This window comes from Altererythrobacter sp. Z27 (genome assembly GCF_052683155.1).
Genome location: NZ_JBQYMC010000001.1, coordinates 784359 through 806762, shown reverse-complemented (window position 1 = coordinate 806762; position 22404 = coordinate 784359). Strand labels below are relative to the sequence as shown.

At 62.2% G+C, this 22404-nt stretch carries 20 protein-coding genes and 1 pseudogene; 13 read left to right on the top strand and 8 right to left on the bottom strand.

The features are described from left to right. Position 1: 1 nt before the first annotated feature. The 3 genes from ACUJ47_RS03990 to ACUJ47_RS03980 all read right to left on the bottom strand — a co-directional run bounded on the left by ACUJ47_RS03990 (position 2) and on the right by ACUJ47_RS03980 (position 2336). A complete protein-coding gene (locus ACUJ47_RS03990; protein WP_445537152.1) occupies positions 2–463 on the bottom strand; it encodes a PaaI family thioesterase in 462 nt (153 codons plus the stop codon). Between the two features lie 4 nt (positions 464–467). After that, positions 468–1250 carry a succinate dehydrogenase iron-sulfur subunit gene (locus tag ACUJ47_RS03985; protein WP_445537151.1) on the bottom strand — a complete coding sequence of 261 codons (783 nt, stop codon included), beginning with the start codon at positions 1248–1250 and terminating at the stop codon, positions 468–470. 78 nt (positions 1251–1328) lie between these two features. Further along, positions 1329–2336 (bottom strand): D-alanine--D-alanine ligase family protein, encoded by a 1008-nt coding sequence (locus tag ACUJ47_RS03980; protein ID WP_445537150.1) that lies wholly within the window; start codon positions 2334–2336, stop codon positions 1329–1331. 75 nt (positions 2337–2411) lie between these two features. Between ACUJ47_RS03980 and ACUJ47_RS03975 the strand changes: the two genes are divergently transcribed. Both ACUJ47_RS03975 and ACUJ47_RS03970 read left to right on the top strand, forming a co-directional pair. Further along, on the top strand, positions 2412–3881 hold the full coding sequence (locus tag ACUJ47_RS03975) for a hypothetical protein (RefSeq protein WP_445537149.1): 1470 nt from the start codon (positions 2412–2414) through the stop codon (positions 3879–3881). Between the two features lie 98 nt (positions 3882–3979). Continuing rightward, a complete protein-coding gene (locus tag ACUJ47_RS03970) occupies positions 3980–4582 on the top strand; it encodes a class I SAM-dependent methyltransferase (protein WP_445537148.1) in 603 nt (200 codons plus the stop codon). Positions 4583–4653: 71 nt separating this feature from the next. On the opposite strand, the gene ACUJ47_RS03965 is transcribed toward ACUJ47_RS03970, so the two are convergent. Continuing rightward, positions 4654–7332: an Rne/Rng family ribonuclease gene (locus ACUJ47_RS03965; RefSeq protein WP_445537147.1), complete on the bottom strand. Its 2679-nt coding sequence runs from the start codon at positions 7330–7332 to the stop codon at positions 4654–4656. Between the two features lie 448 nt (positions 7333–7780). Here ACUJ47_RS03965 and ACUJ47_RS03960 point away from each other — a divergent pair, with 448 nt between their 5' ends. From ACUJ47_RS03960 to ACUJ47_RS03935, 6 genes are all read left to right on the top strand, one after another. Then, positions 7781–8650, top strand: coding sequence for an N-acetylmuramoyl-L-alanine amidase family protein (locus ACUJ47_RS03960; RefSeq protein WP_445537146.1), 870 nt, complete (start codon positions 7781–7783; stop codon positions 8648–8650). 85 nt (positions 8651–8735) lie between these two features. Further along, positions 8736–11240: a penicillin-binding protein 1A gene (locus tag ACUJ47_RS03955; RefSeq protein WP_445537145.1), complete on the top strand. Its 2505-nt coding sequence runs from the start codon at positions 8736–8738 to the stop codon at positions 11238–11240. Positions 11241–11320: 80 nt separating this feature from the next. Continuing rightward, positions 11321–11839: a peroxiredoxin gene (locus tag ACUJ47_RS03950; protein ID WP_445537144.1), complete on the top strand. Its 519-nt coding sequence runs from the start codon at positions 11321–11323 to the stop codon at positions 11837–11839. A 77-nt stretch (positions 11840–11916) separates the two neighbouring features. Then, a complete protein-coding gene (gene prfB, locus ACUJ47_RS03945; protein WP_445537143.1) occupies positions 11917–13044 on the top strand; it encodes a peptide chain release factor 2 in 1128 nt (375 codons plus the stop codon). 2 nt (positions 13045–13046) lie between these two features. Next, positions 13047–13763, top strand: coding sequence for a methyltransferase domain-containing protein (locus ACUJ47_RS03940; protein ID WP_445537142.1), 717 nt, complete (start codon positions 13047–13049; stop codon positions 13761–13763). Between the two features lie 123 nt (positions 13764–13886). After that, positions 13887–15290, top strand: a complete 1404-nt coding sequence (locus ACUJ47_RS03935) for an NAD(P)H-dependent flavin oxidoreductase (protein ID WP_445537141.1) — start codon at positions 13887–13889, stop codon at positions 15288–15290. Between the two features lie 9 nt (positions 15291–15299). Here the strand turns inward: ACUJ47_RS03935 and ACUJ47_RS03930 are convergent, their stop codons facing one another. Next, positions 15300–15728 carry a nuclear transport factor 2 family protein gene (locus ACUJ47_RS03930; protein ID WP_445537140.1) on the bottom strand — a complete coding sequence of 143 codons (429 nt, stop codon included), beginning with the start codon at positions 15726–15728 and terminating at the stop codon, positions 15300–15302. 58 nt (positions 15729–15786) lie between these two features. Continuing rightward, a complete protein-coding gene (locus tag ACUJ47_RS03925) occupies positions 15787–16800 on the bottom strand; it encodes a 2-hydroxyacid dehydrogenase (RefSeq protein ID WP_445537139.1) in 1014 nt (337 codons plus the stop codon). A gap of 91 nt (positions 16801–16891) precedes the next feature. On the opposite strand from ACUJ47_RS03925, the gene ACUJ47_RS03920 reads away from it, so the two are divergent. Then, a complete protein-coding gene (locus ACUJ47_RS03920) occupies positions 16892–17362 on the top strand; it encodes an SH3 domain-containing protein (protein WP_445537138.1) in 471 nt (156 codons plus the stop codon). A gap of 63 nt (positions 17363–17425) precedes the next feature. Here ACUJ47_RS03920 and ACUJ47_RS03915 read toward each other — a convergent pair whose 3' ends face one another. Beyond that, the gene (locus ACUJ47_RS03915; protein ID WP_445537137.1) at positions 17426–17812 is read right to left on the bottom strand and encodes a hypothetical protein; all 387 of its coding nucleotides are present in this window, start codon (positions 17810–17812) and stop codon (positions 17426–17428) included. Between the two features lie 75 nt (positions 17813–17887). Next, positions 17888–19087 (bottom strand): thiolase family protein, encoded by a 1200-nt coding sequence (locus ACUJ47_RS03910; RefSeq protein ID WP_445537136.1) that lies wholly within the window; start codon positions 19085–19087, stop codon positions 17888–17890. Positions 19088–19261: 174 nt separating this feature from the next. Here ACUJ47_RS03910 and ACUJ47_RS03905 point away from each other — a divergent pair, with 174 nt between their 5' ends. The 4 genes and pseudogenes from ACUJ47_RS03905 to ACUJ47_RS03890 form a co-directional block, all read left to right on the top strand. Next, positions 19262–20692 (top strand): coniferyl aldehyde dehydrogenase, encoded by a 1431-nt coding sequence (locus ACUJ47_RS03905; protein ID WP_445537135.1) that lies wholly within the window; start codon positions 19262–19264, stop codon positions 20690–20692. 152 nt (positions 20693–20844) lie between these two features. Beyond that, on the top strand, positions 20845–21219 hold the full coding sequence (locus ACUJ47_RS03900) for an NADH-quinone oxidoreductase subunit A (protein ID WP_354143438.1): 375 nt from the start codon (positions 20845–20847) through the stop codon (positions 21217–21219). Next, a complete protein-coding gene (locus ACUJ47_RS03895) occupies positions 21204–21779 on the top strand; it encodes a NuoB/complex I 20 kDa subunit family protein (RefSeq protein WP_445538852.1) in 576 nt (191 codons plus the stop codon). Before ACUJ47_RS03900 ends, ACUJ47_RS03895 begins: the two co-directional genes overlap by 16 nt. Before the next feature lies 1 nt (position 21780). Beyond that, positions 21781–22392, top strand: a pseudogene (locus ACUJ47_RS03890) (NADH-quinone oxidoreductase subunit C); the annotation flags it as partial. Positions 22393–22404: the final 12 nt, after the last annotated feature.

The following is a 22404-nucleotide window of genomic DNA, read 5'->3' as shown; positions in this document are numbered from 1 at the left end:
GTCAGAGCGCCCGGGGCGGGAACTTGCGGATGATACCGCTGAATGCGGCGACACGGTCTTCGTCCTGCACCACTTCACCGCGAACGAAAACGAGATTGCCGGTTTCGCGCATGATCTCGGTCACGGCATCGAGCGGCCTTTTGGGATCGCCGCCACCGATGAACTGAGTCGAGAGTTCAAGCGTAACCGAAGGGCCGGCATTTCCGGTGCCGATCACATGCATGGTCGTGAAGAGCGAGATATCGATCAGTGACAGCGTGATAGCGCCATGGATGATGCCCTGCAGATTCTCATGCTTGCGCTCCGGGAACATGCGCAGGCGGCACTTGCCGCCTTCGGCCCTGGTGATGAGCTTGCCCATCACCGCGCCGTTGAACAGCGTCGGATCCTTCAGGTTCCAGTGATTCCAGCCCGGATTCTCGGGATCGGGCCCGTGCTCGAAAACGTCGTCTTTCAGTGCCACGGGATCAGATCTGGCGTTCGGCCATCATCTTCTTGGTTTCCGCGATCGCCTTGGCCGGGCTGAGGCCCTTGGGGCATACATTCGCGCAATTCATGATGGTGTGGCAGCGATAGAGCCGGAACGGATCCTCGAGCTGGTCGAGCCGTTCGCCGGTCATTTCGTCGCGGCTGTCGGCCAGCCAGCGATAGGCCTGGAGCAGGATCGCCGGGCCAAGGAACTTGTCCGAATTCCACCAATAGCTGGGGCACGAAGTCGAGCAGCAGGCGCAGAGTATGCACTCGTAAAGCCCGTCGAGCTTTTCGCGCTGTTCGGGCGATTGCAGCCGTTCCTTGCCGCTCGGTGTCGGGCTAACGGTTTGCAGCCAGGGACGGATCGAGGCGTATTGCGCATAGAAATGCGTGAAATCGGGAACGAGGTCCTTGATCACTTCCATATGCGGCAGCGGAGTGATGCGGATTTCGCCCGAAAGGTCTTCGATCGCGGTGGTACAAGCGAGCCCGTTCCTGCCGTTGAGGTTCATCGAGCAGGAACCGCAAATCCCCTCGCGGCACGATCGGCGGAAGGTCAGCGTCGGGTCGATCTCGTTCTTGATCTTCAGCAGCGCGTCGAGAACCATCGGGCCGCATTCGTCGAGATCGATCTCGAACTTGTCGTAGCGCGGGTTTTCACCGCTGTCGGGATCGTAGCGATAGATTTTGAATGACTTCACCCGCTTGCCGCCATCGGCCTTGTGGGCCTTGCCCTTGCCGGTGATCTTCGAGTTCTTGGGAAGGGTAAAGGTCGCCATTGAATCCCGTATCCTGTTTCGCTTTGCCACCTATCTAGCGGCTTCGGCCCAGAGGGCAACCCGCCGCACCAGCGCCTGTCAGGCCATCAGCCCGTGGCGGCGCAGGCTTTCCGCAAGGATCGTCTCGATCAGCTGTTTCTGCGTCCATCCTGCGAGGTTGGCCGCGCGCCCGAACACCTTCTGCGACCATAGGTTGCAGTTGAGGTTGAGCTCAAGGAAAGTGATGTCGCCGGTTTCCTCGTTCACGCGGAATTCCCACCGGCCGTAATCGAACGGCCGGTATTCCTGCATCGCCTTTTGCGTGTACTCGGTGATCTTCGCGATCATATCCGGGTTCTCGAAGGGATCGAGCGAGTATTTCTGGCTGCGATCGACCAGGTCGCGCTTTTCCTGATAGGTGCGCAGGTGCGAGGGATCGGCCTGGCGGAAGATCATCATCGGCAGGATCACCGGTTCGCCATTGACCGTGACCACCGGCACTTCGACGTCGCTGCCGTCGATAAAGGGCTCGACCAGTGCGTCATGGCCAAGCTCGTGCACGCCGTGGATCGCCTTTTCGACGGTGGGCCAGTCGGTCGCGTCCATCACGCCCCAGCTGGCGGAAGAATTGTTCGGCTTGACCACGAAGCGGGTGCCTTCGGGGCATTTCGCAGGGTCGATCGGCGCACCGCGGCGATAGATTGCCCAGAGCGCGGTTGGCACGCCAGCGTCGCGCACGGCGCGCTTGGCGAGGTGCTTGTCATCCGACAGGCCGCGCAGGATCGGGCTGGCCCCGAGATAGGGAATGCCGGCGCGTTCGCACAGCAGCGGGCACAGCATTTCCGAATTGAAGAAGCCGGCGCGGTTGAGCAGCGGAAAGACGAAATCGACATCCGGCTTGTCGAACAGCACTTCGAACTTGTCTTCGACGCGCAGATTCAGGCCCAGTCCCTTCAGGACCTCGCGCATCTCCACGTGATAGGTGGCATGGTTGCCGTCTTCGGCGCTGCCCGTGCCATCCCACAACGCGTTTTTCGCGATGAACAGGATGCGCGTATCGCGCTTGGTCTTTTCGTCAATGGTAAGCGGCGCAATGGGGAAGGACACGCGACTAAACCTTTCTTTTCTGCGCCGCGGCCCATAAGGCGGTCTCGCTTCGCCGCCAAGCTGAATCGGGACACAATGGGCCGCATTTTCGCAAACACGCCTGATATCCTGCCTTCGATCGAGCAGGATGACTGTACCAACGAACTGATCGCGCTGCTTTCCTCTGGCGGGGACGCGCGCATTTCGCTCGATCACGTGAGCGGGCTGAACAAATATTTCTCCGCGCCCTATCCACGCCGGACGCTGGCCTATGCCTCTTCGACTGCGAACGACGTTTCGCCCGAAGCCTTTACGCATTTGCGTGGAGTGCTGGCCGGAGGGCTCGCAAGCTACGAAGCGCAGCTCGAATCGCTGCGCGCGCGAATCCGTGCGGCCTACGATCTTTCGGACGATGTCGAGGTCGTGTTCGCGGCATCGGGGACGGACCTCGAATATGTCGCGCTCGCCGCAGTTCTGGGCAAGGCGCCGGGCGGCATCCACAACATACTGCTGGGCGCGGACGAAGTGGGCAGCGGCTGCATCCATTCTGCCCATGGCCGCTATTTCGCCGGCGAAACGCCGCTTGGCGTGCCGACCGAGATGGGCACCCCGGTCGAAGATTTCGGAATTGTCGAGCTGGCCGACGTGCCGGTACGCGACAGCGAGGGCAGAGCACATTCGAGCCGCCAGATCGCCGATGATATCGCACTGCAGATCGAACAGGCGCATTCAGCCGGACGACACCCGCTGGTCCATGTCGTGCATGGCTCCAAGACAGGCCTGATCCTGCCAGAGCCTGCCGAACTGGCCATGCTGGCCGAGCGGTTTGGCGATAAGGTCGATTTCGTTGTCGATGCCTGCCAAGCGCGCATCACCATTCCGGCCCTGCACGAATATCTCGCACGCGGAGCCATGGTGTTCCTGACCGGATCGAAATTCATGGGCGGGCCGCCGTTCAACGGCTTCGCGCTGGTTCCGCGCGCCATGATGGAGGGTGCCGCGCCGCTTCCGGCGGGCCTTGCGAGTGTCTTCCGGCGGGCCGAGTTCCCCGAAGGCTGGGCGGGACGCGAGCAGCTGCCCGAAGGCGAGAATCCGGGCTTGGCGCTGCGCTATGAAGCCAGCGTGTTCGAGCTTGAGCGTTTCCAGCGGCTGCCGATTGCTTCGGTGGCGGCATTGCTCGACCGCTTCGAGGCGGCGCTGGTCGATGAAGTTGTCGCGCGGCTCGGGTTGCGTTTGGTGCGCCCCTATGCCTTTGGCGCGGAAGAGGAGCCGCGCGAGCACCCGATCGAGATGCGCACGCTAGCGACGCTTGATGTCAGTACGCTCGATGCCACGCCCGGCTTCGACGATGCGCAAAGGCTCCACCGCGAACTGGCGCTATCGGGCCTGCGGCTTGGCCAACCGGTCAAGTGTGTGCGCCGCGATGGCGGGTGGGGTGGCACCTTGCGGATTGGCATGTCGATGCCCCAAGTGGTGCGGCTGTGCGGCCAGTCGTCCGAAGCAGCCGCTTCCAGCCTGCATGCGGACATGCGCAGCATCGCGGACGCTCTCGCCAAGGCACGTTAGAGACCGCTTGCAAGCAGTCCGCGCTCGACATAGCCTGATGCATATCGGGTGGTGGAGAGGCGCCGATGGGATTGCAGAGTTGGTATGATGCACATGTAATGCCGCGCCTGGTAACCTTTGCCTGCGGGCAGGGGCAGGTGATGAAGCGGCGTTCGCAACTTGTGCCGCTGGCGAGCGGCGACGTGTTCGAACTGGGCTGCGGCGGCGGCCTCAACCAGGAATTCTACCAGAGCAGCCTGGTCTCCAGCTTTTCGGGGATCGATCCGCATGGCGGCTTGCTGGAGGCGGCGCGCGAACGGGCGAGGGCGCGGGGATGGCAAAATGACATCCGCGAAGGCGTGGGCGAACACATTCCGTTCCCCGAACGCAGCTTCGATACGGTAGTATGCACTTTCACCCTGTGCTCGGTCGATAGCCCGGCGCAGGTGATGTCCGAGATGCGGCGCATCTTGCGGCCCGGTGGCAGGTTGCTGTTCCTCGAACACGGCCGCGCGCCCGATCCCGATGTTGCGCGCTGGCAGGACCGGATCGAGCCGGTGTGGAAGCGGATAGCGGGCAATTGCCACCTGACTCGGCCGATCGGGGCGGCACTGCGTGGCGCGGGCTTCGAAGTCGAACCGCTGGGGCAGGGATATTTGCCCAAGGCCCCGCGCGTGGCGGGCTGGAACGAATGGGGCATTGCCCGCAAGGCCGGGGTCTAGCCCCGACTGTTCGAGTCGAATTGACGGGGTAGGGGGCGACGCAGCTTCAGCCGCGCCGCCCGCCGATCAGCCTATTCGCCGAAGGTGCGTTGCCACCAGCCGCGCTTTGGCTCGCCGCCGTCACCGGCATCAGGCGCTTCGCTAGCTTCACCCGTAGTCGCCTCTGCGGCTGCTTCGCTCGCCTTGGTCTTCCGGGGAGCGCGCTTCTTCTTCGGCGCAGGAGTTGCTTCGGCTGCTTCTTCTGTGGCGGAAGCCTCCTCAGCCAGGGCTTCCGGAGCGGGAGCCTCTTCCTTCTTCTTGCGCGGAGCACGCTTCGCTTTGGGCTTCGGAGCCTCCTCGGCTTCCGCAGTTACTTCCGCTTCGACCGGTGCTTCAGCCTCGGGTTCGGCCTTCTTCTTGCGCGGCGCGCGCGTCCGCTTGGGCTTTTCCTCCGCTTCCGGTTCGGCTGCACCTTCGGGCGCTTCGCTCATCGGTTCCGCTTCGGACGCTTGCGCTTCGGGCTCTTGCGAGCTCTCGGTTTCGCCTTCGCTCAGCGACTCTTCGCCATTGCCTTCGCGCCGCTTCTTGTTGCGTCCGCGGCCTCCCCGGCGACGACGCTTCTTGGGGCGTTCGCCACCTTCGTCGTCGGATGAAGCAGACTCTTCGCTTGCTTCGCCTTCCTCGGCGTCGCTGTCTTCCTGACCGGCTTCATCCTCGCCGTCGCGACGATTCTTGTTGCGGCCGCGGCCACCCCGGCGGCGGCGACGCTTCTTCTTGCGGGCGTCGTCACCATCGTCGTCGCGCTCGGAAGCACTGTCGCTGTCCTCGTCGATTTCGTCGTCGATATCCTCCGGGATATCGTCTTCATCATCCTCTTCGATCACGATCGGTTCGAAGCGCGGCGCCTGCGTCGGGCGGGGCCCGAGGCTTGCGATGCTCATTTTCGCGCCTTCTTCCTCGCCTTCGGGTACCACTTCGACCGAAACGCCGTAACGGTCCTCGATCTCCTGGAGGTCGGAGCGCTTGGCATTGAGCAGGTAAATCGCGGCTTCGGTGCTGGCACCGAGGCGGATGATCGTTCCCTTGCCCTTGGCGGCTTCGTCTTCAATCAGGCGGAGCGCCGAAAGTCCTGCGCTCGATGCCGTGCGGACAAGGCCAGTGCCGTCGCAATGCGGGCAGGCGCGAGTGGTCGCTTCAAGCACGCCGGTGCGCAGGCGCTGGCGGCTCATTTCCATCAGGCCGAAGCCCGAAATGCGCCCGACCTGGATCCGCGCCCTATCGTTCTTGAGCGCTTCCTTCATCGCCTTCTCGACCTTACGGATGTTGGAGTTGTACTCCATGTCGATGAAGTCGATCACGACCAGCCCGGCCATGTCGCGCAGGCGCAACTGACGGGCGATTTCCTTGGCGGCTTCGAGATTGGTGCTGAGCGCGGTCGCTTCGATCCCGTGTTCCTTGGTCGAGCGGCCCGAGTTGATGTCGATCGAAACCAGCGCTTCGGTGGGGTTGATCACGAGGTAACCGCCCGACCTGAGCTGGACGACCGGATCATACATCGCGCGCAGCTGGTCTTCCGCGCCATAGCGCTGGAAGAGAGGAACCGGGTCCGAATAGGCTTTCACCCGGCGCACATGGCTGGGCATCAGCAGCTTCATGAAGGCGCGGGCCGACTTGTAGCCTTCCTCGCCCTCGACCACGACTTCCTCGATCTCCTTGTTGTAGATGTCGCGGATGGCGCGCTTCACAAGATCGGAATCCGAATGGATCAGCGCAGGGGCGGTGGAGGCCAGCGTGTTCTCGCGGATCTCGTCCCACAAGCGCGCGAGGTAATCGAAGTCGCGCTTGATTTCGGGCTTGGTGCGCGAAAGGCCCGCCGTGCGCACGATCAGGCCCATCGACTTGGGCAGCTTGAGGTCCGAAACGACCTGCTTCAAGCGCTTGCGGTCACCCGACGAACTGATCTTGCGGCTGATCCCGCCACCATGCGACGAGTTCGGCATGAGCACGGTGTAGCGACCGGCAAGGCTGAGGTAGGTCGTCAGCGCGGCGCCCTTGTTGCCGCGTTCTTCCTTGACGACCTGCACCAGCAGCACCTGGCGGCGCTGGATGACGTCCTGGATCTTGTAGCGACGGCGCAATGCCTGGCGGCGAGCGCGCACTTCGTCGACTTCCTTGGCGCGGCTCTTGCCGCCGCCCTGGCGACGGCGCCCACGACGCCCGCGACCGCGACGATCGCCTTCCTCTTCGTCCGAATCCGATTCTTCGTCGGTTTCGTCCTCGTCGGAATCGTCGCCATTCTCGACGTGCCCGCCTTCAATGGTGGAAACGTCGTCCTTCTCGGAGGTGTCGATTTCCTCGACGCCGTCTTCGGCGAATTCCTCGACCAGCGCTTCGGCGGATTCCTCATCCTCGGCGTCATATTCGTCGCCGGGCAGGTTCCCCGCCTCTTCCTCTTCGGCGCGCAGGCGCGCTTCTTCCTCGGCGGCCTCAGCCTCTTCGGCGAGCAGTGCTTCGCGATCGGCCTGCGGAATCTGGTAATAATCCGGGTGGATTTCGCTAAAGGCGAGGAAACCGTGCCTGTTGCCGCCGAAGTCGACGAATGCCGCCTGCAGCGAAGGTTCGACCCGGGTTACCTTGGCAAGGTAGATATTGCCTTTGATTTGCTTGTGTTCGGCAGACTCGAAATCAAATTCTTCGATCCGGTTGCCTTTGACCACCGCCACCCGCGTTTCTTCCGGGTGGCGCGCGTCGATGAGCATGCGCGTTGCCATTTTGAATTCTCCAGGCGCGTGTTCGCGAAGCGGCTGTACCGCCGCGCGCGCGCCCATAATTGTGTTGATGTGTGAATGCGCCGCTGGCGGCATGATGCCGGGCGGCGTGATGGGATCTGCCCGGGCCGATTGGCCGGTGGGGCAGGAATTCGGAGTATGCGTCTGCAAGTGCAAGATTGCAGCAAACTGCTGCTGCCCGGCCCACAATGTCGATCGCGCGCGTGTCGCGCGGCGAACGGAATTGCGGGGAGGGCTGTCTCTTCACTGCGTCAACCTGTTGTGAAGCCATGCGAAAGGTTTTCGCCCGGCAGCGGTTTGGAAGCTCGGCCAAGCTCCCTGATGGAGCCATGCAGCCGGTCCCTGCCACTGTTTGCGCTGCTAGCACCGTGGGTTTCAACTCGCAACCATATTGCGCTTTGCCACGGCAACACCGTAACCTTATGAGGCAATGAGCCTGCGCACCCATCTTGTCCTGATTGTCATGCTCCCGCTGATACTGGTTGGCGGCTTGGTCTCCGCCGGGATCAAGCTGCCTGTCCCGCAATGGGGGCGCGATTATGTGCTGCGGCTGTTCATGCCCGAATTGGCCGAAGCGGCGGCGCTGCCTGGCATCTATGGCCCCGCCGATCCCGATCGTCCGTTGGTTGTCATCGATGCGGGGCATGGCGGACGCGATCCGGGCGCTGTCGGTGCTGGCATCCGTGAAAAGGACGTGACGCTGGGGCTCGCGCTTGCCTTGCGTGACGCACTGGTGCGCCAGGGCGGAGTCCGGGTCGCATTGACCCGCGAAGACGACCGCTTGCTGGCACTCGCCGAAAGGCCCGATATCGCGCGGCGAATGGGTGCCGATTTGTTCGTTTCGATTCATGCCGATTCGGCAGGCGAGAAGAGCGGGGTGAGCGGCGCGAGCCTCTATACCCTCTCGGCCCGGGCATCGAGCGCCGCTGCCGCCCGTTTCGCGCGCCGTGAAAACGATGCCGACCGCCTCAACGGCCTGTCGATCGACGGTCAGAGCGAGCAAGTGAGCGCGATTTTGGTCGAATTGTCGCAGCGGCGTTCGCAAACCGATTCGCTTGAATTTGCGTCGCTTGTGACGCGCGAAGGCGCGGGGCAGCTGACATTTCATCCGCAATCATTGCGTGCGGCAGACCTGGTGGTGCTGCGCTCTCCCGATATGCCTTCGGTGCTGTTCGAGGCGGGTTTCGTCACCAACGAAGAGGATGCTGCGCGGTTGACCTCGCCCGAATGGAAGAGCGGGTTTGCCGATGCGATGGCGCGCGCGATCCGCATCTATTTCGTGCGGCAAGGGGGTGGCTGACGCGTTGCAGTGCGGTTCATGGAGAAGCGCCTAGCCTTCCCGCGAATCCGCATGCTATTGCCGCCGCCGAATGAATGATCCGACCATGACCGAATCTGCCAAAATAGACTTTGCCTATGTGCGCCAGCGCCTGCGCGGTGACAGCATGGCGGCGCTCGCATGGTTTCGCGCCAATTGGAGCGAACACCGCCGGTTTCGCTGGATCGTCGGCGCGTTTGCGGCGGGCGTGCTGCTGCTCGTGGCGATCTGGGCCTTGCTTGCTCGCGACCTGCCCGATGCGGAAAGCCTTGTGGGTTACGAGACGCCGCTGCCCACGGTCGTGCGCGGGATCGATGGCGAGATCGTCCATTCCTATGCCCGTGAGCGGCGCGTGCAGCTGCAATATGCCGATTTCCCGGAGAAGCTGATCGAATCCTACCTGTCGGCTGAGGACAAAACCTTCTTCAGCCATGGCGGGGTGGACATCACCGGCACGCTCAACGCCGTGTTCGACTATGCCATGAAGTTCGGATCGGGCGAGCGCGCAGTCGGCGGTTCGACCATCACGCAGCAGGTCGCCAAGAACCTGCTGCTGGGCGACGAATATTCGGTCACCCGCAAGCTCAAGGAAATGATCCTTGCTCGCCGCATCGAAGGGGTGCTGAGCAAGCAGGAGATCCTTGAGCTCTACCTCAACGAGATCCCGCTCGGCCGCCGCAGCTTCGGTGTGCAGGCCGCGGCACAGGCCTATTTCGACAAGGATGTCGACCAGCTCGACCTGCATGAAATGGCGTTCCTGGCGATCCTGCCCAAGGCGCCCGAGCGTTATGGCCGCGCGCGCAATGCTGAGCTTGCGATCGAGAGGCGCAATTTTGTGCTTGGCCAGATGGAAGAGAACGGCTTCATCACCGTTGAGGAGATGCGCTTGGCTCAGGCCAAGCCGCTGGGGCTGGTGGCGCAACGTAGCGAACGTTCGGTCGATGCCGGCTATTTCCTTGAGGAAGTGCGGCGCCAGCTGCTCGATCAATTCGGCGAAACGGCAGAGGAAGGCCCGAACAGCGTCTATGCGGGCGGTCTCTGGGTACGGACCTCGCTCGATCCGGAGCTTCAGGTGGCCGCGCGCGACGCGTTGCGCGCCGGGCTGCTGCGGTATCATGGCAATCATGGCTGGACCGGCCCGATCGCTACCATCAATGTGAGTAATGGCGACTGGGCCGGGCAGCTGCAAAGCTCGTTCCTCGGCGTCCGTTACCAGAATTGGCGGATCGGCGTCGTCACAAGCCGCGCTGGCCAGAGTGCGCGCGTTGGCTTTGCAGACGGCAAGGAAGCGCCGCTGATCAATTTCCCCGATGCCCTCAAGGCAGGCGATGTGATCGCGGCGCAGCCGGTGGGCAATGGTTATCGCGTGGCGGTGATCCCTGAGGTCTCGGGCGGTTTTCTTGCGGAATCGGTGCAGACCGGTCGCATCCTTGCCATGCAGGGCGGGTTCGACTTCCGCTTGAGCGACTTCAACCGCGCCACCCAAGCGGAGCGCCAGCCGGGTTCGACCATCAAGCCCTTCGTCTATGCCACCGGGCTGGACAACGGCATGACTCCGGCCACCGAAGTTCCCGACCAGACTTTCTGTTTCTACCAGGGTGCCAATCTCGGCGAGAAATGCTTCCGCAACTTCGGCGGCGAATCCGGTGGCGTCCACACCATGCGCTGGGGGCTCGAGCAATCGCGAAACCTGATGACGGTGCACATCGCGATGGATGCGGGGATGCCCCACGTGGTCGATACCTTCAAACGGGTCGGAATCGGTTCCTATGGCGCCTATCCCTCTTTTGCTTTGGGAGCAGGCGACACGACGGTGGAGCGGATGGTCAACGCCTATGCCGCGCTTGCCAACCACGGCAGGCTGAACCAGCCGACAGTGATCGACTTCGTGCAGAATCGCCGGGGCAAGGTGATCTGGCGCGCCGACAAGCGCCGCTGCGAAGGTTGCAACATGCCCGATTGGGACGGGCAGCCGATGCCGCGTTTCGGTGTGAAGGGCGAACAGGTGCTCGATCCGCGCACGGCTTTCCAGGTAATCCACATGCTCGAAGGCGTTGTGCAGCGGGGAACCGCCACGCGCCTGCGCGATATCGACCTGCCGCTGTTCGGCAAGACCGGCACCACCAACGGCCCGACCAATGCCTGGTTCGTGGGCGGAACGCCTGACATCGTGGCAGGCGTCTATGTCGGGTTCGACCAGCCGCGCGACCTTGGCGGGTGGGTGCAGGGCGGGAATACCGCCGCTCCGATCTTCAAGGAATTCGTCCAGTCGACGATGGACCATTGGAGCAAGCAGCCGGCCGTGGCTCCGGCGGGTATCCGCATGGTGCGGATCGACCGGCGGAGCGGCAAGCGTGTGTTCGACCAATGGCCTACTACCGACCCGCTTTCGCCAGTCATCTGGGAAGCCTTCAAGCCCGATACCGAGCCACCGCGCGAAACGCGTCAGGATAGAGTCGCCTCATTGCGCGACGAGTTGCTGGCGCTGATCCGTCGCGGGCAGGGCGAACAAGCCGGTTCGGGCGAAGGCCGCCCCAATGATTTCGTCGAAGAACAGGGCGGGATTTACTGACGCCGGGAACCCGGTGGGCGCGTCATGCGCTTCGGCTTCCGAGGTTTGGAATAGAGGACAAAGCGATGCGTAAATTGGCAATGGCAGCTGTTCTTGCACTCGGGCTCGCCGTTCCGGCGGTGGCGAATCTCCCGGTCGGCACAAAGGCACCGGTATTCACCACGGAAGCTGCGCTCGCGGGCAAGGAATTCGGTTTCAACCTGCGCGCCGCGCTCGCGAAGGGGCCGGTGGTGCTCTATTTCTACCCCAAGGCGTTCACTCAGGGTTGCACGCTTGAAGCCAATGCCTTTGCCGAGGCCATGCCCGAGTTCAAGGCGTTGGGCGCAAGCGTGGTAGGTATGTCGAATGACGACATCGAAACGCTCAAGCGCTTCAGCCGCGAGGAATGCCGCGATGCATTTCCGGTCGGCGTCGCTTCGCGCCAGGTGATCGACGCCTATGACGTGGCTCTGGTGCGCGAAGGCAAGGATACCGGCATCACCAGCCGCACAAGCTATGTCATCGCGCAAGACGGCAGGATCGTGATGGTTCATTCCAACATGGATTATCGCGACCATGTGCGGCTGACGCTTGAGGCGGTGCACAAGCTCAGCCACTGAGCGGGCGGCTCGCTCGCGGCTTTACAATCGCCCATGGTCCGCTAAGCGCGGGCGCTCATTTTTGCGAAGGATGAATTATGCGTGCCGAAGGGCAGGCCCATATCGATCGGATCAATGCGGCGCTGGCGCTGGTGCGGCAGTCGCTCGACTGGGAGCGTGCGCTGCGTCGGCTCGATGAGCTCGATGCGCGTGTCCAGGATCCGAAGCTGTGGGACGATCCCAAGCAAGCCCAGGCGATCACGCGCGAGCAAAAGCAGCTCGAAACCTCGATCAATACGGTAAAGCAGATCACCGCGGAGATGGGCGACGCGATCGAATTCGTCGAAATGGGCGAAGCCGAAGGCGAAGACAGCGTGGTCGAGGAAGGGCTGCAGAGCCTTGCAAGGCTGGCCGAACGCGCGGATGCCGACAAGGTCCAGGCGCTATTATCTGGCGAAGCCGATGGCAACGACACCTATCTCGAAATCCATGCAGGCGCGGGCGGCACTGAAAGCCAGGATTGGGCGGAAATGCTGCTTCGCATGTATGCCCGCTGGGCCGAGCGCCGCGGTTTCAAGGTAGAAACCGTCGAATACCAGGTGGGTGAACAGGCCGGGATCAAGTCCGCCACGCTGCTGATCAAGGGCGACAATGCTTATGGCTATGCCAAGACCGAGAGCGGCGTTCACCGCCTCGTGCGCATCAGCCCCTATGACAGCTCGGCGCGCCGTCACACTTCGTTCAGCTCGGTTTGGGTCTATCCGGTGATCGATGACAACATCGATATCGAGATCAACCCGGCGGACCTCAAGATCGACACCTACCGCGCCAGCGGCGCGGGCGGGCAACACGTCAACACTACCGACTCCGCTGTGCGTATCACGCACCAGCCGAGCGGCATCGTCGTGGCTAGCCAGGTCGACCGAAGCCAGCACAAGAACCGCGAGATCGCGATGAACATGCTGAAGGCGCGGCTTTACGAGGAAGAAATGCGCAAGCGCGAGGAAGCCGCCAGCGCCGAGCATTCCTCCAAGAGCGATATTGGCTGGGGCCACCAAATCCGTTCCTATGTGCTGCAGCCGTACCAGATGGTGAAGGACCTTCGCACCGGCGTTACTTCGACTGCGCCGGGCGACGTGCTCGATGGCGCGATCGATCCCTTTATCTCCGCCGCACTGGCGCAGCGCGTCACAGGCGAAAAGGTCGAGATAGACGACGTCGAGTGACGATGCGCGTAGCCTCCCTTGTTCTTGCCGGGCTAATTGCCCTCAGCGCCTGCGGACCGATGGGCGGCAATGCCAGCAGGCCGGACAGCGCCCGCGAGTTTCCACGGGCTGACCGCCCGGTATCGGATACAGCTTCAAGCGATCTTTCGGGCGAAGACGTGCGCGACGAACGCGGCGAAGCGCAGAAGGTGATGGATCTCGCCGAAGTCACCAGCGGGATGACAGTGGCCGATATTGGCGCGGGCGAGGGCTATTACACCGTCCGCCTAGCAGCGCGCGTGGGCGAAGACGGGCGCGTTCTGGCGCAGGATATCGATCGTGAAGCGCTCGACCGGCTAGGGCGACGCGTGGAGCGTGAGCGGCTCGACAATGTCTCGATAAAATTCGGGCGCGAGGATGATCCGCAGCTCCCCGCGGACAGTTTCGACCGCATCTTCATGGTCCATATGTACCATGAAGTGAGCGAGCCCTATGCCTTCCTGTGGCGGTTGTGGCCCGCCCTGACCGAAGACGGGCAGGTGGTGGTGGTCGATACCGACAGGCCCACGGACCAGCACGGCATCCCGCCACTTCTGCTGATTTGCGAATTCAAGGCTGTCGGATTCCAGCTCGTCGAATTCATCGAGAAGCCTGACATTCGGGGCTTTTTCGCTCGCTTCGAACGAGCCGATCGCCTTCCGGAGCCACGCGATATTCGCCCCTGCGCGCTTAACAAATAGCCGCGCGAGGAAAGTTCCACACCGCACTGGCGGAAACACCTCAACAAGCGTAACGGAATTGGTTAGCAGCACTTTCGATAACTCGCCGCGCGAAGGAAGACGCGGTGCAAGGGGAGCATTTCATTGTTCAAGGGACTAAGCCCGATCGTCTATGGCGGGCGCGAAGTTTGGCCGCTGGTTGAAGGCGGCAAGGGCGTTTCGGCGACCAATCACGCCAGTTCTGGCGCATGGGCCGCTGCGGGCGGCATCGGCACGGTCAGCGCGGTGAATGCCGACAGCTACGACGCCGACGGCAATGTCATCCCTCAAATTTACCCGCAGGCGACCCGCAAGGAGCGCTTCGAACAACTCGTCCGTTTCGGCATCGATGGCGCCACCGAACAGGTGAAGCGCGCCTATGAAATCGCCAATGGCCAGGGTGCAATCAACATCAACGTGCTGTGGGAAATGGGCGGCGCGCAGCAGGTCCTCGAGGGCGTGCTGGAGAACTGCAAAGGCCTGATCACCGGGGTCACCTGCGGCGCGGGCATGCCCTACAAGCTCGCGGAGATCGCAGCGCGCTACAATGTCTATTACCTGCCGATCGTCAGCTCTGCGCGCGCATTCCGTGCGCTGTGGAAGCGCAGCTATTCCAAGGTTCCCGAACTGATGGCGGCGGTGGTCTATGAAGACCCCTGGCTCGCCGGCGGCCATAACGGCCTGTCCAACGCCGAAGATCCGCGCAGCCCGGAAGATCCCTATCCGCGCGTGAAGGCGCTGCGCGAAACCATGCGCGCCGAAGGCGTGTCAGAGGATACCGCCATCGTCATGGCTGGCGGCGTGTGGTTCCTGCGCGAATGGAACGACTGGATCGACAATCCCGAACTCGGCAAGATCATCTTCCAGTTCGGCACGCGTCCCTTGCTGACCAAGGAAAGCCCGATCCCGCAGGTCTGGAAAGACATGCTACGCACGGTCGAACCGGGCGACGTCCTGCTGCACCAGTTCAGCCCCACCGGCTTTTACTCCAGCGCGGTCAAGACGCCTTTCCTCTATGATTTGATGCACCGTTCAGAGCGGCAGATCCCGATCTTCAAGCGTGACGAGGAAGAGGGCACCGTTCCGCTGAGCGATCACGGCAAGGCCAAGTATTTCTGGGTGCACCCGGGCGACCAGCGCAAGGCGCAGTCGTGGATGCACGAGGGGTTCACCGAACCGCTCAAGACCCCGGACAACACCGTGGTTTTCGTCACTCCCGAAAGCGCCGAACAGATCCGCGCCGACCAGCAGGGCTGTATGGGCTGCCTTTCGCATTGCCAGTTTTCGAGCTGGAAGGATCATGACGATCACACGACCGGTCGCCTCGCCGATCCGCGCAGCTTCTGCATCCAGAAGACGCTGCAGGATATCGCGCATGGCGGCGATCCGGACGACAACCTCGCCTTTGCGGGGCATGCTGCCTACCGCTTCAAGCAGGACCCGTTCTATTCGAACAACTTCACCCCCACGGTGAAGGAACTGGTGGACCGAATCCTGACCGGCGACTGACGCTTCACGTCAGCGCCAGAGCTGCATTTCGCGAATGATCTCCGGCAATTCGGGGGTGGTGTCGGGGCGTGACATGGTCCGCTCCACCAGCCTCCATTTGCGCCGGATGCCGCCCTGTTGCCACAGGTCGGTGATCCAGACATCGCCTTCGATCTTCTTTGGGCCAAGTCGCGCTTCGATCGACATGCGCGCAGCAAAAACCGCCAGCTTTTTGTGGCGACGCACATAGATGTCCCTGAAGCGATAGCCCGTGCACAGGAAACGGGAGGTTGCCGCTTCCAGCCAGCTCGGTCGATCAAGCATGGCAGAGGTCTGCCCACCCAGAAGGAACACGAATTCCTTGGCGGCCAGCGCCTTCATGCCCTTGCGGTCGCGCTCCATCCAGCAGCGCATCCACTGGTGCTCGAGCTCTTCGATCTGGGAAGCAAATTCGTCCATCGGATCGGTGCCTTACAACTCTAACACGCAGCTGCAAGCCTGAAGCGATGTGCGGCGTTCAAAGCCCGATCAACACCTGGTCGGGCGGGCGATGGCCATCCATCCAGAAGCGGATATTGGCGATTACCTTCTCGCCCGAGGCTTCGCGTCCTTCGGCGGTGGCGCTGCCGATGTGCGGAAGCGTCATGACGTTGGGAATGTCGAGCAGCCGCTGGTCGACATTGGGCTCGTCGGGATAGACATCGAGTCCTGCGCCGCCGAGGTGCCCGCTCTGAAGGGCCTCAATCAGCGCTTCCTGGTCGATCAGTTCGCCACGCGCCGTGTTAATGATCGAGGAACCGGGCTTCATCAGCGCGATCCGCCGTGCGTCGATCATCCCGCGCGTATCGTCGGTCAGCGGGCAATGCAGCGTCAATATGTCAGCCTCGGCCACCAGCGTATCTACATCCGGTACGAAACGCGCGCCGAGCATGCGTTCGATCGCCTCGGGAAGCCGCTTACGGTTGGTATAGGCGATCTCGAGCCCGAAAGCGCGCGCACGGTGCGCCACAGCCTGCCCGATACGGCCCATGCCGATGATGCCGAGCACTTTGCCGCCAAGCTTGCGGCCAAGCAGGCCTGACGGCGCCCACCCAGTCCATTGGCCGCTGCGCACCAGCCCCACGCCTTCGCGGATACGGCGAGGGACGCCGATGATGCCGGACATGGCGATGTCAGCAGTATCGTCGGTGAAGACGCCGGGAGTGTTGGTGACGATGATCTTGCGCTTCGCGGCGGCTTCGAGGTCGATATGCTCGATCCCCGCGCCGAAATTCGCGATCAGCTTCAGCTGGTCGCCTGCCTGCGCGATCATTTCGGCATCAATCCTGTCGGTGACCGTTGGCACCAACACGTCAGCTTCCTGCATCGCCGCGATCAACTGTTCGCGAGTGAAAGGGACGTCATCCGGATTGAGCTTCGTGTCGAACAATTCGCTCATGCGCTGTTCGACGGCAGGCATCAGGTGGCGGGTAACGATCACCCGCGGAGTATGGTCGATCGGTTTGCGCTGCGTCGTTTGATCGATAGGCATATGCGCGCGCTACGGCTTATGGGGCAGGGCGGTCAAGCAATGTTCCACAAGCGCTTGAAGCGATGGCACGTGGCGAGCTATGCGCAAAGCCATGCGCTGGATCATTCTCACTCTCGTTTCCTCAATGCTGCTTGTGTTCCCGCAACCGGGACACGCCCAGGAACGTGAGGTGCCCTATTGGGCGTCGCTCCGCGCGAGCGAGGTCAACATGCGCGTTGGCCCGAGCCAGGATTACCCCATCGAATGGGTCTACAAGCGGCAGGGGCTGCCAGTTAAGGTGCTGCGGCTTCAGGAGGGCTGGCGGCTCATCAGCGATCCTGACGGCACACAAGGCTGGGTGGTAGCGCGGCTGCTCGATCCCGAACGTGCCGCACTTGTCGTGGGCGAGGGGCTTGCGCAAATTCGAATTGCGCCCGGTGTGAGCTCGCAGCTCAAATGGAACGTTGAGCCAGGCGTAGTCGGCAAACTGGGCAAATGCGATGCGGGCTGGTGCGAATTCGATGCGGCCGGCCACAAAGGCTGGATCCGCGAAGACCGGCTGTGGGGTGTCGGCGAGCCCTGAGGCTCAATCAAAGGAAAAAGGGGCGACCTCAGGCCGCCCCTTCCATAGTCTTATTGCGCTGACTTATTCCGCCGCGGCTGCCTCGACGCGTCGGACGGTGACGACTTCACCCGTATCCGAAGTCGACGTCCACGAGCCATCTTCGCCCACTTCGCCGGCAGTCCAACAGTTCGATTCCTGATCCTCGGCATCCGGATCGAAGCAGATCTTGCCGTCGGTTTCCGTGAAGGTGCCGGTACCGGTCTCGTCACCAAGCGTGAATGTAAAGGTGCCATCCTCAGAAGAGACCATCGTGCCGACGCTGCCGTCAGCATATGTGACTTCGTAGGTGCCCGGTCCGCTTGTCTGGACCGTGACTTCTTCAACTGCCGGAGCGGCTTCTTCTTCAGTGGCGGGTTGCGAGCAAGCGGCCAGTGCCAACACACTGGCGGCAATAATGAGCTTCTTCATGACGTGTTTCTCCCTAAACACGCGACCCCAGGCCGCGAGGGATACCACACAAACTTGCCGGAGCGAAGCGGCGCCTTAGCCGGCCAGCTCCACCGCTACTGCCGTGGCTTCGCCGCCACCGATGCACAGGCTTGCAACGCCGCGCTTCTTGCCCTGTTGCTTGAGGGCGTTGAGCAGGGTCACGATGATGCGGGTGCCGCTGGCTCCGATCGGATGGCCCAGCGCGGTGGCACCGCCATTGACGTTGATCTTTTCGTGCGGGATGCCGATGTCGCGCATCGCGAACATGGCGACGCAGGCAAATGCTTCGTTCACTTCCCACAGGTCGACGTCGTCAACGGACCAGCCCGCGCGATCGAGCGCCTTCTGGATAGCGCCGACGGGGGCGACGGTAAAATCCTTGGGTTCCTGCGCATGCGCGGCCATGGCGACGATCTTTGCAACCGGCTGCTGGCCATTCGCTTGCGCCATGCTCTCGCGAGTCAGGACGACTGCCGCCGCACCGTCGGAAATCGAGCTGGAAGTGGCAGCAGTGATGGTGCCATCCTTGGCGAAGGCCGGGCGCAGTGTCGGAATCTTGTCGGGCTTGCCCTTGCCGGGCTGCTCGTCATGCTCGACCGTCACTTCGCCTGCGCGCGTTGCGACCGATACAGGGACAACCTCGCCCGCAAATGCGCCGCTGGAGATCGCTTCATTCGCGCGCCGCAGCGACTCGATCGAGTAATTGTCCATATCCTCGCGCGTCAGCTGGTAGGCGTCGGCAGTGTCCTGCGCGAAAGTGCCCATCGCGCGGCCTGCATCATAAGCATCTTCGAGGCCGTCGAGGAACATGTGGTCATAGGCGGTGTCATGGCCGATGCGCGCACCCGAGCGGTGCTTCTTGAGCAGGTAGGGAGCGTTGGTCATGCTCTCCATCCCGCCTGCGATCACATAGTCGACCGTGCCGCTGGCGAGCGCTTCCGCACCCATGATTACGGTCTGCATGCCGCTGCCGCAGACCTTGTTGACGGTGGTCGCCTGGACCGACTTGGGCAGGCCGGCCTTCAACGTAGCCTGCCGCGCGGGAGCCTGGCCAAGGCCGGCCGGAAGCACGCAGCCCATATAGGCGCGGTCGAACTTTTCGCCCGGAACGCCCGAGCGCTCCACTGCAGCCTTCACTGCCGTCGCACCAAGATCGGTCGCGGAAACATCCGACAGTGAGCCCTGCATCGCGCCCATCGGCGTGCGCGCGTAGGAAAGGATGACGACAGGATCGGCGGCGGAGAACTGGGGCATGTCTGGCTCCTCGAGACAGATGAACTGGAATCGACACGCGGTCTAATGCTGCAATGCGGCAAAGGCAAACGCCCAAGTGCCTGGCATACGTATTAGCTTGTCATGCGTCGCTGCTTGGGCAACAAACGATAGCAAATCGCAACCCAAATGCGACCAAATAGCTAGGAGAGTACGATGGCCGACGATCGCCGCGAAGAGCTTGAGCGAATCCTGAGATTGCAGCGCGCCGCCTTCAACGAGTCGCGTCCCGAACCGATGAGCATGCGGAGGGACCGGATCAAGCGCGCGATGGCGCTGGTAAAGGATCACGGCGAAAACCTGTGCAAGGCGATGAGTGCCGACTTCGGCAACCGCAGTATGCACCAGTCGATGCTGACTGACATCGCGGCAACCGTCGGTGCGGGCAAGCATTCGCTCAAGCACATGGACCAATGGGCAAAGACCGAGAGGCGCAAGGTGCAGTTTCCACTGGGCCTGCTCGGCGCAAAGGCGGAGCTGCGCTATGAACCCAAGGGCGTGATCGGCATTCTTTCGCCGTGGAATTTCCCGGTGAACCTGGCCTTTGGCCCGCTCATGCAGGTTTTTGCCGCGGGCAACCGCGCGATGATCAAGCCCTCCGAATTCACCGAGCGAACCTCCTTGCTGATGAAGGAACTGGTCGAGGAGTACTTCACGCCTGACGAGCTGGCCGTGATCACCGGCGGGCCGGAAGTTGCCGCCACTTTCTCGTCGCTTCCCTTCGATCACCTCGTGTTTACCGGCTCGACCGCGACTGGCCGCCGCGTGATGGAGGCAGCCGCAGCCAATTTGGTGCCGGTTACGCTTGAGCTGGGCGGCAAAAGTCCTGTTTTCATGGGGCGCAATGCCGATTTCGCAAAAGCTGGCGAGCGCATCGCGCTGGGCAAGATGATGAATGCGGGGCAGATATGCCTCGCGCCCGACTACATGTATGTTCCGCAGGACAAGGAAGACGAAGCGATCGCGGGCGTCGCCCAGGGCGTGAAGAACATGTACCCGACGCTGCTCGAGAATGACGATTATGCTTCGATCGTGAGCGATCGCCATTTCGAGCGGCTGCAGGGTCTCGTAGCGGATGCGCGCGAGAAGGGCGCCGAAGTGATCGAAGTGAACCCGGGCGACGAGGATTTCTCCAACGCGAACATCCGCAAGATGCCGCTCAACATCGTGCGCAATGTCACCGATGACATGAAGGTGATGCAGGAAGAGATCTTCGGACCGGTGCTGCCGGTGAAGACCTACAAGCAGATCGACGAAGCGATCGACTATGTGAACGAGCACGATCGGCCGCTGGGGCTCTATTATTTCGGCGAGGACAAGGGCGAACAGGAGCATGTGCTCACCAAGACCATCTCTGGTGGCGTCACGACCAACGACGTGATTTTCCACGTTTCGATGGAGGACCTGCCGTTCGGCGGGGTCGGTCCATCGGGCATGGGCTCGTATCACGCAATCGAAGGCTTCCGCGAGTTCAGCCATGCGCGCGCGGTCTATCACCAGCCGAAGATCGACATTGCCAAGCTGGGCGGTTTCAAGCCGCCATTCGGCAAGGCGACCGAGAAAGCCATCGCCACGATGATGAAGTGATTCCCATTGCGGATAGGGCGGGGAGCAGGCTGCTCGCCCGCCATATCCCGCGCGGTGCAACACTCATGCTATGAAATACACGATTCGCGCCCTTGCACCTTGCGGGGGAGCGCCCTAGAGGCGGGCGCGGTTGAATATCGCGGGATTCATTTGTGCTCGACCTTAGCCAGTATCTTCCAATACTGATCTTCCTGTTCATCGCGCTGGGCCTTTCGGCGCTGTTCGTGTTCCTGCCGATGGGCGTTTCGCGCCTGACGGGCGCACACAACCCCACCGCCGAAAAGCTCACCGAGTATGAATGCGGCTTCCCCGCGTTCGAGGATGCGCGCAGCCAGTTCGACGTGCGCTTCTACCTCGTCGCGATCAGCTTCATCATCTTCGACCTTGAGGCGGCCTTCCTGTTCCCTTGGGCGGTGAGCCTTGGCGAAACCGGTTGGGTGGGCTGGACCGGGATGATGGTGTTCCTGGGCATCCTGGCAATCGGCCTGGCCTATGAATGGAAGAAGGGGGCATTGGATTGGGAATGAGCACGATCGTTACTCCCCCTGCCGGCTTGCCGGCCGCTGCACAGCCGGGCGAGCTTCGCCAGCCCGATGCTGACTTTTTCCGCTCGCTGCAAAGCGAAGTGAATGACAAGGGCTTCCTCGTCACCTCGACGGAAGAACTGTTCCAATGGGCGCGCACCGGCAGCCTGTGGTGGATGACCTTCGGTCTCGCGTGCTGCGCGGTCGAGATGATCCATGTCAACATGCCGCGCTATGACATGGAGCGTTTCGGCGTTGTTCCGCGCGCCAGCCCACGCCAGAGCGACGTGATGATCGTCGCCGGCACGCTGTGCAACAAGATGGCACCCGCGCTGCGCCGCGTTTATGACCAGATGTCCGATCCGAAATATGTGATCAGCATGGGCAGTTGCGCGAATGGCGGCGGTTATTACCACTATAGCTACAGTGTGGTTCGTGGCTGCGATCGGATCGTTCCGGTCGACATTTATGTGCCAGGTTGCCCGCCGACCGCCGAAGCGCTGCTTTACGGCGTGATGCAGTTGCAGCGGAAGATCCGCCGCGAAGGGACGATCGAGCGCTGATATGGCTGTTGTTCATTCCGCCCCGAAATTCGCCAGCAACGAAGGCGTTTGCGATGCGCTGACCAAGGCGCTTGGCAAGATGGTCGTGTCTTCGCATGAAGAGCACGGCGAAATCCTCATCACGGTAAAGCGCGATGCGATTGCCGATGCACTCAAGCTGCTGCGCGATGAGCACCAGTACCAGCAGCTGATGGAGATCGCCGGGGTCGACTATCCCGAGCGGGCCGAACGCTTCGAAGTGGTCTACATGCTGCTCAGCGTTACGAAGAACCACCGCGTGATGGTGAAGGTGTCGACGGACGAAGCCACGCCCGTTCCGACGGTTACCACGCTGTGGCCCAATGCGGGTTGGCTCGAACGCGAAGTGTTCGACCTTTACGGCGTGACCTTTGCCGGCAACGAAGACCTGCGTCGCATTCTCACCGATTACGGCTTCGAAGGGCATCCCTTCCGCAAGGACTTCCCGCTGACCGGCTATACCGAGCTGCGCTATTCGGAAGAAGAGAAGCGCGTCGTCTACGAACCGGTCGAGCTTGCACAGGACCTGCGCCAGTTCGATTTCCTCAGCCCGTGGGAAGGTGCAGAATATGTGCTTCCCGGTGACGAGAAGGCGGAAGGAGACAAG

Bases quoted from the DNA above. Each gene is read 5' to 3' on its own strand.
- ACUJ47_RS03975 (WP_445537149.1), top strand. From the start codon at position 2,412: ATGGGCCGCATTTTCGCAAACACGCCTGATATCCTGCCTTCGATCGAG.
- ACUJ47_RS03950 (WP_445537144.1), top strand. From the start codon at position 11,321: ATGGCAGCTGTTCTTGCACTCGGGCTCGCCGTTCCGGCGGTGGCGAAT.
- ACUJ47_RS03960 (WP_445537146.1), top strand. From the start codon at position 7,781: ATGAGCCTGCGCACCCATCTTGTCCTGATTGTCATGCTCCCGCTGATA.
- ACUJ47_RS03910 (WP_445537136.1), bottom strand. From the start codon at position 19,087: ATGCCCCAGTTCTCCGCCGCCGATCCTGTCGTCATCCTTTCCTACGCG.
- ACUJ47_RS03930 (WP_445537140.1), bottom strand. From the start codon at position 15,728: ATGGACGAATTTGCTTCCCAGATCGAAGAGCTCGAGCACCAGTGGATG.
- prfB (WP_445537143.1), top strand. From the start codon at position 11,917: ATGCGTGCCGAAGGGCAGGCCCATATCGATCGGATCAATGCGGCGCTG.
- ACUJ47_RS03905 (WP_445537135.1), top strand. From the start codon at position 19,262: ATGGCCGACGATCGCCGCGAAGAGCTTGAGCGAATCCTGAGATTGCAG.
- ACUJ47_RS03955 (WP_445537145.1), top strand. From the start codon at position 8,736: ATGACCGAATCTGCCAAAATAGACTTTGCCTATGTGCGCCAGCGCCTG.
- ACUJ47_RS03915 (WP_445537137.1), bottom strand. From the start codon at position 17,812: ATGAAGAAGCTCATTATTGCCGCCAGTGTGTTGGCACTGGCCGCTTGC.
- ACUJ47_RS03920 (WP_445537138.1), top strand. From the start codon at position 16,892: ATGCGCTGGATCATTCTCACTCTCGTTTCCTCAATGCTGCTTGTGTTC.
- ACUJ47_RS03970 (WP_445537148.1), top strand. From the start codon at position 3,980: ATGCCGCGCCTGGTAACCTTTGCCTGCGGGCAGGGGCAGGTGATGAAG.
- ACUJ47_RS03940 (WP_445537142.1), top strand. From the start codon at position 13,047: ATGCGCGTAGCCTCCCTTGTTCTTGCCGGGCTAATTGCCCTCAGCGCC.
- ACUJ47_RS03985 (WP_445537151.1), bottom strand. From the start codon at position 1,250: ATGGCGACCTTTACCCTTCCCAAGAACTCGAAGATCACCGGCAAGGGC.
- ACUJ47_RS03965 (WP_445537147.1), bottom strand. From the start codon at position 7,332: ATGGCAACGCGCATGCTCATCGACGCGCGCCACCCGGAAGAAACGCGG.
- ACUJ47_RS03925 (WP_445537139.1), bottom strand. From the start codon at position 16,800: ATGCCTATCGATCAAACGACGCAGCGCAAACCGATCGACCATACTCCG.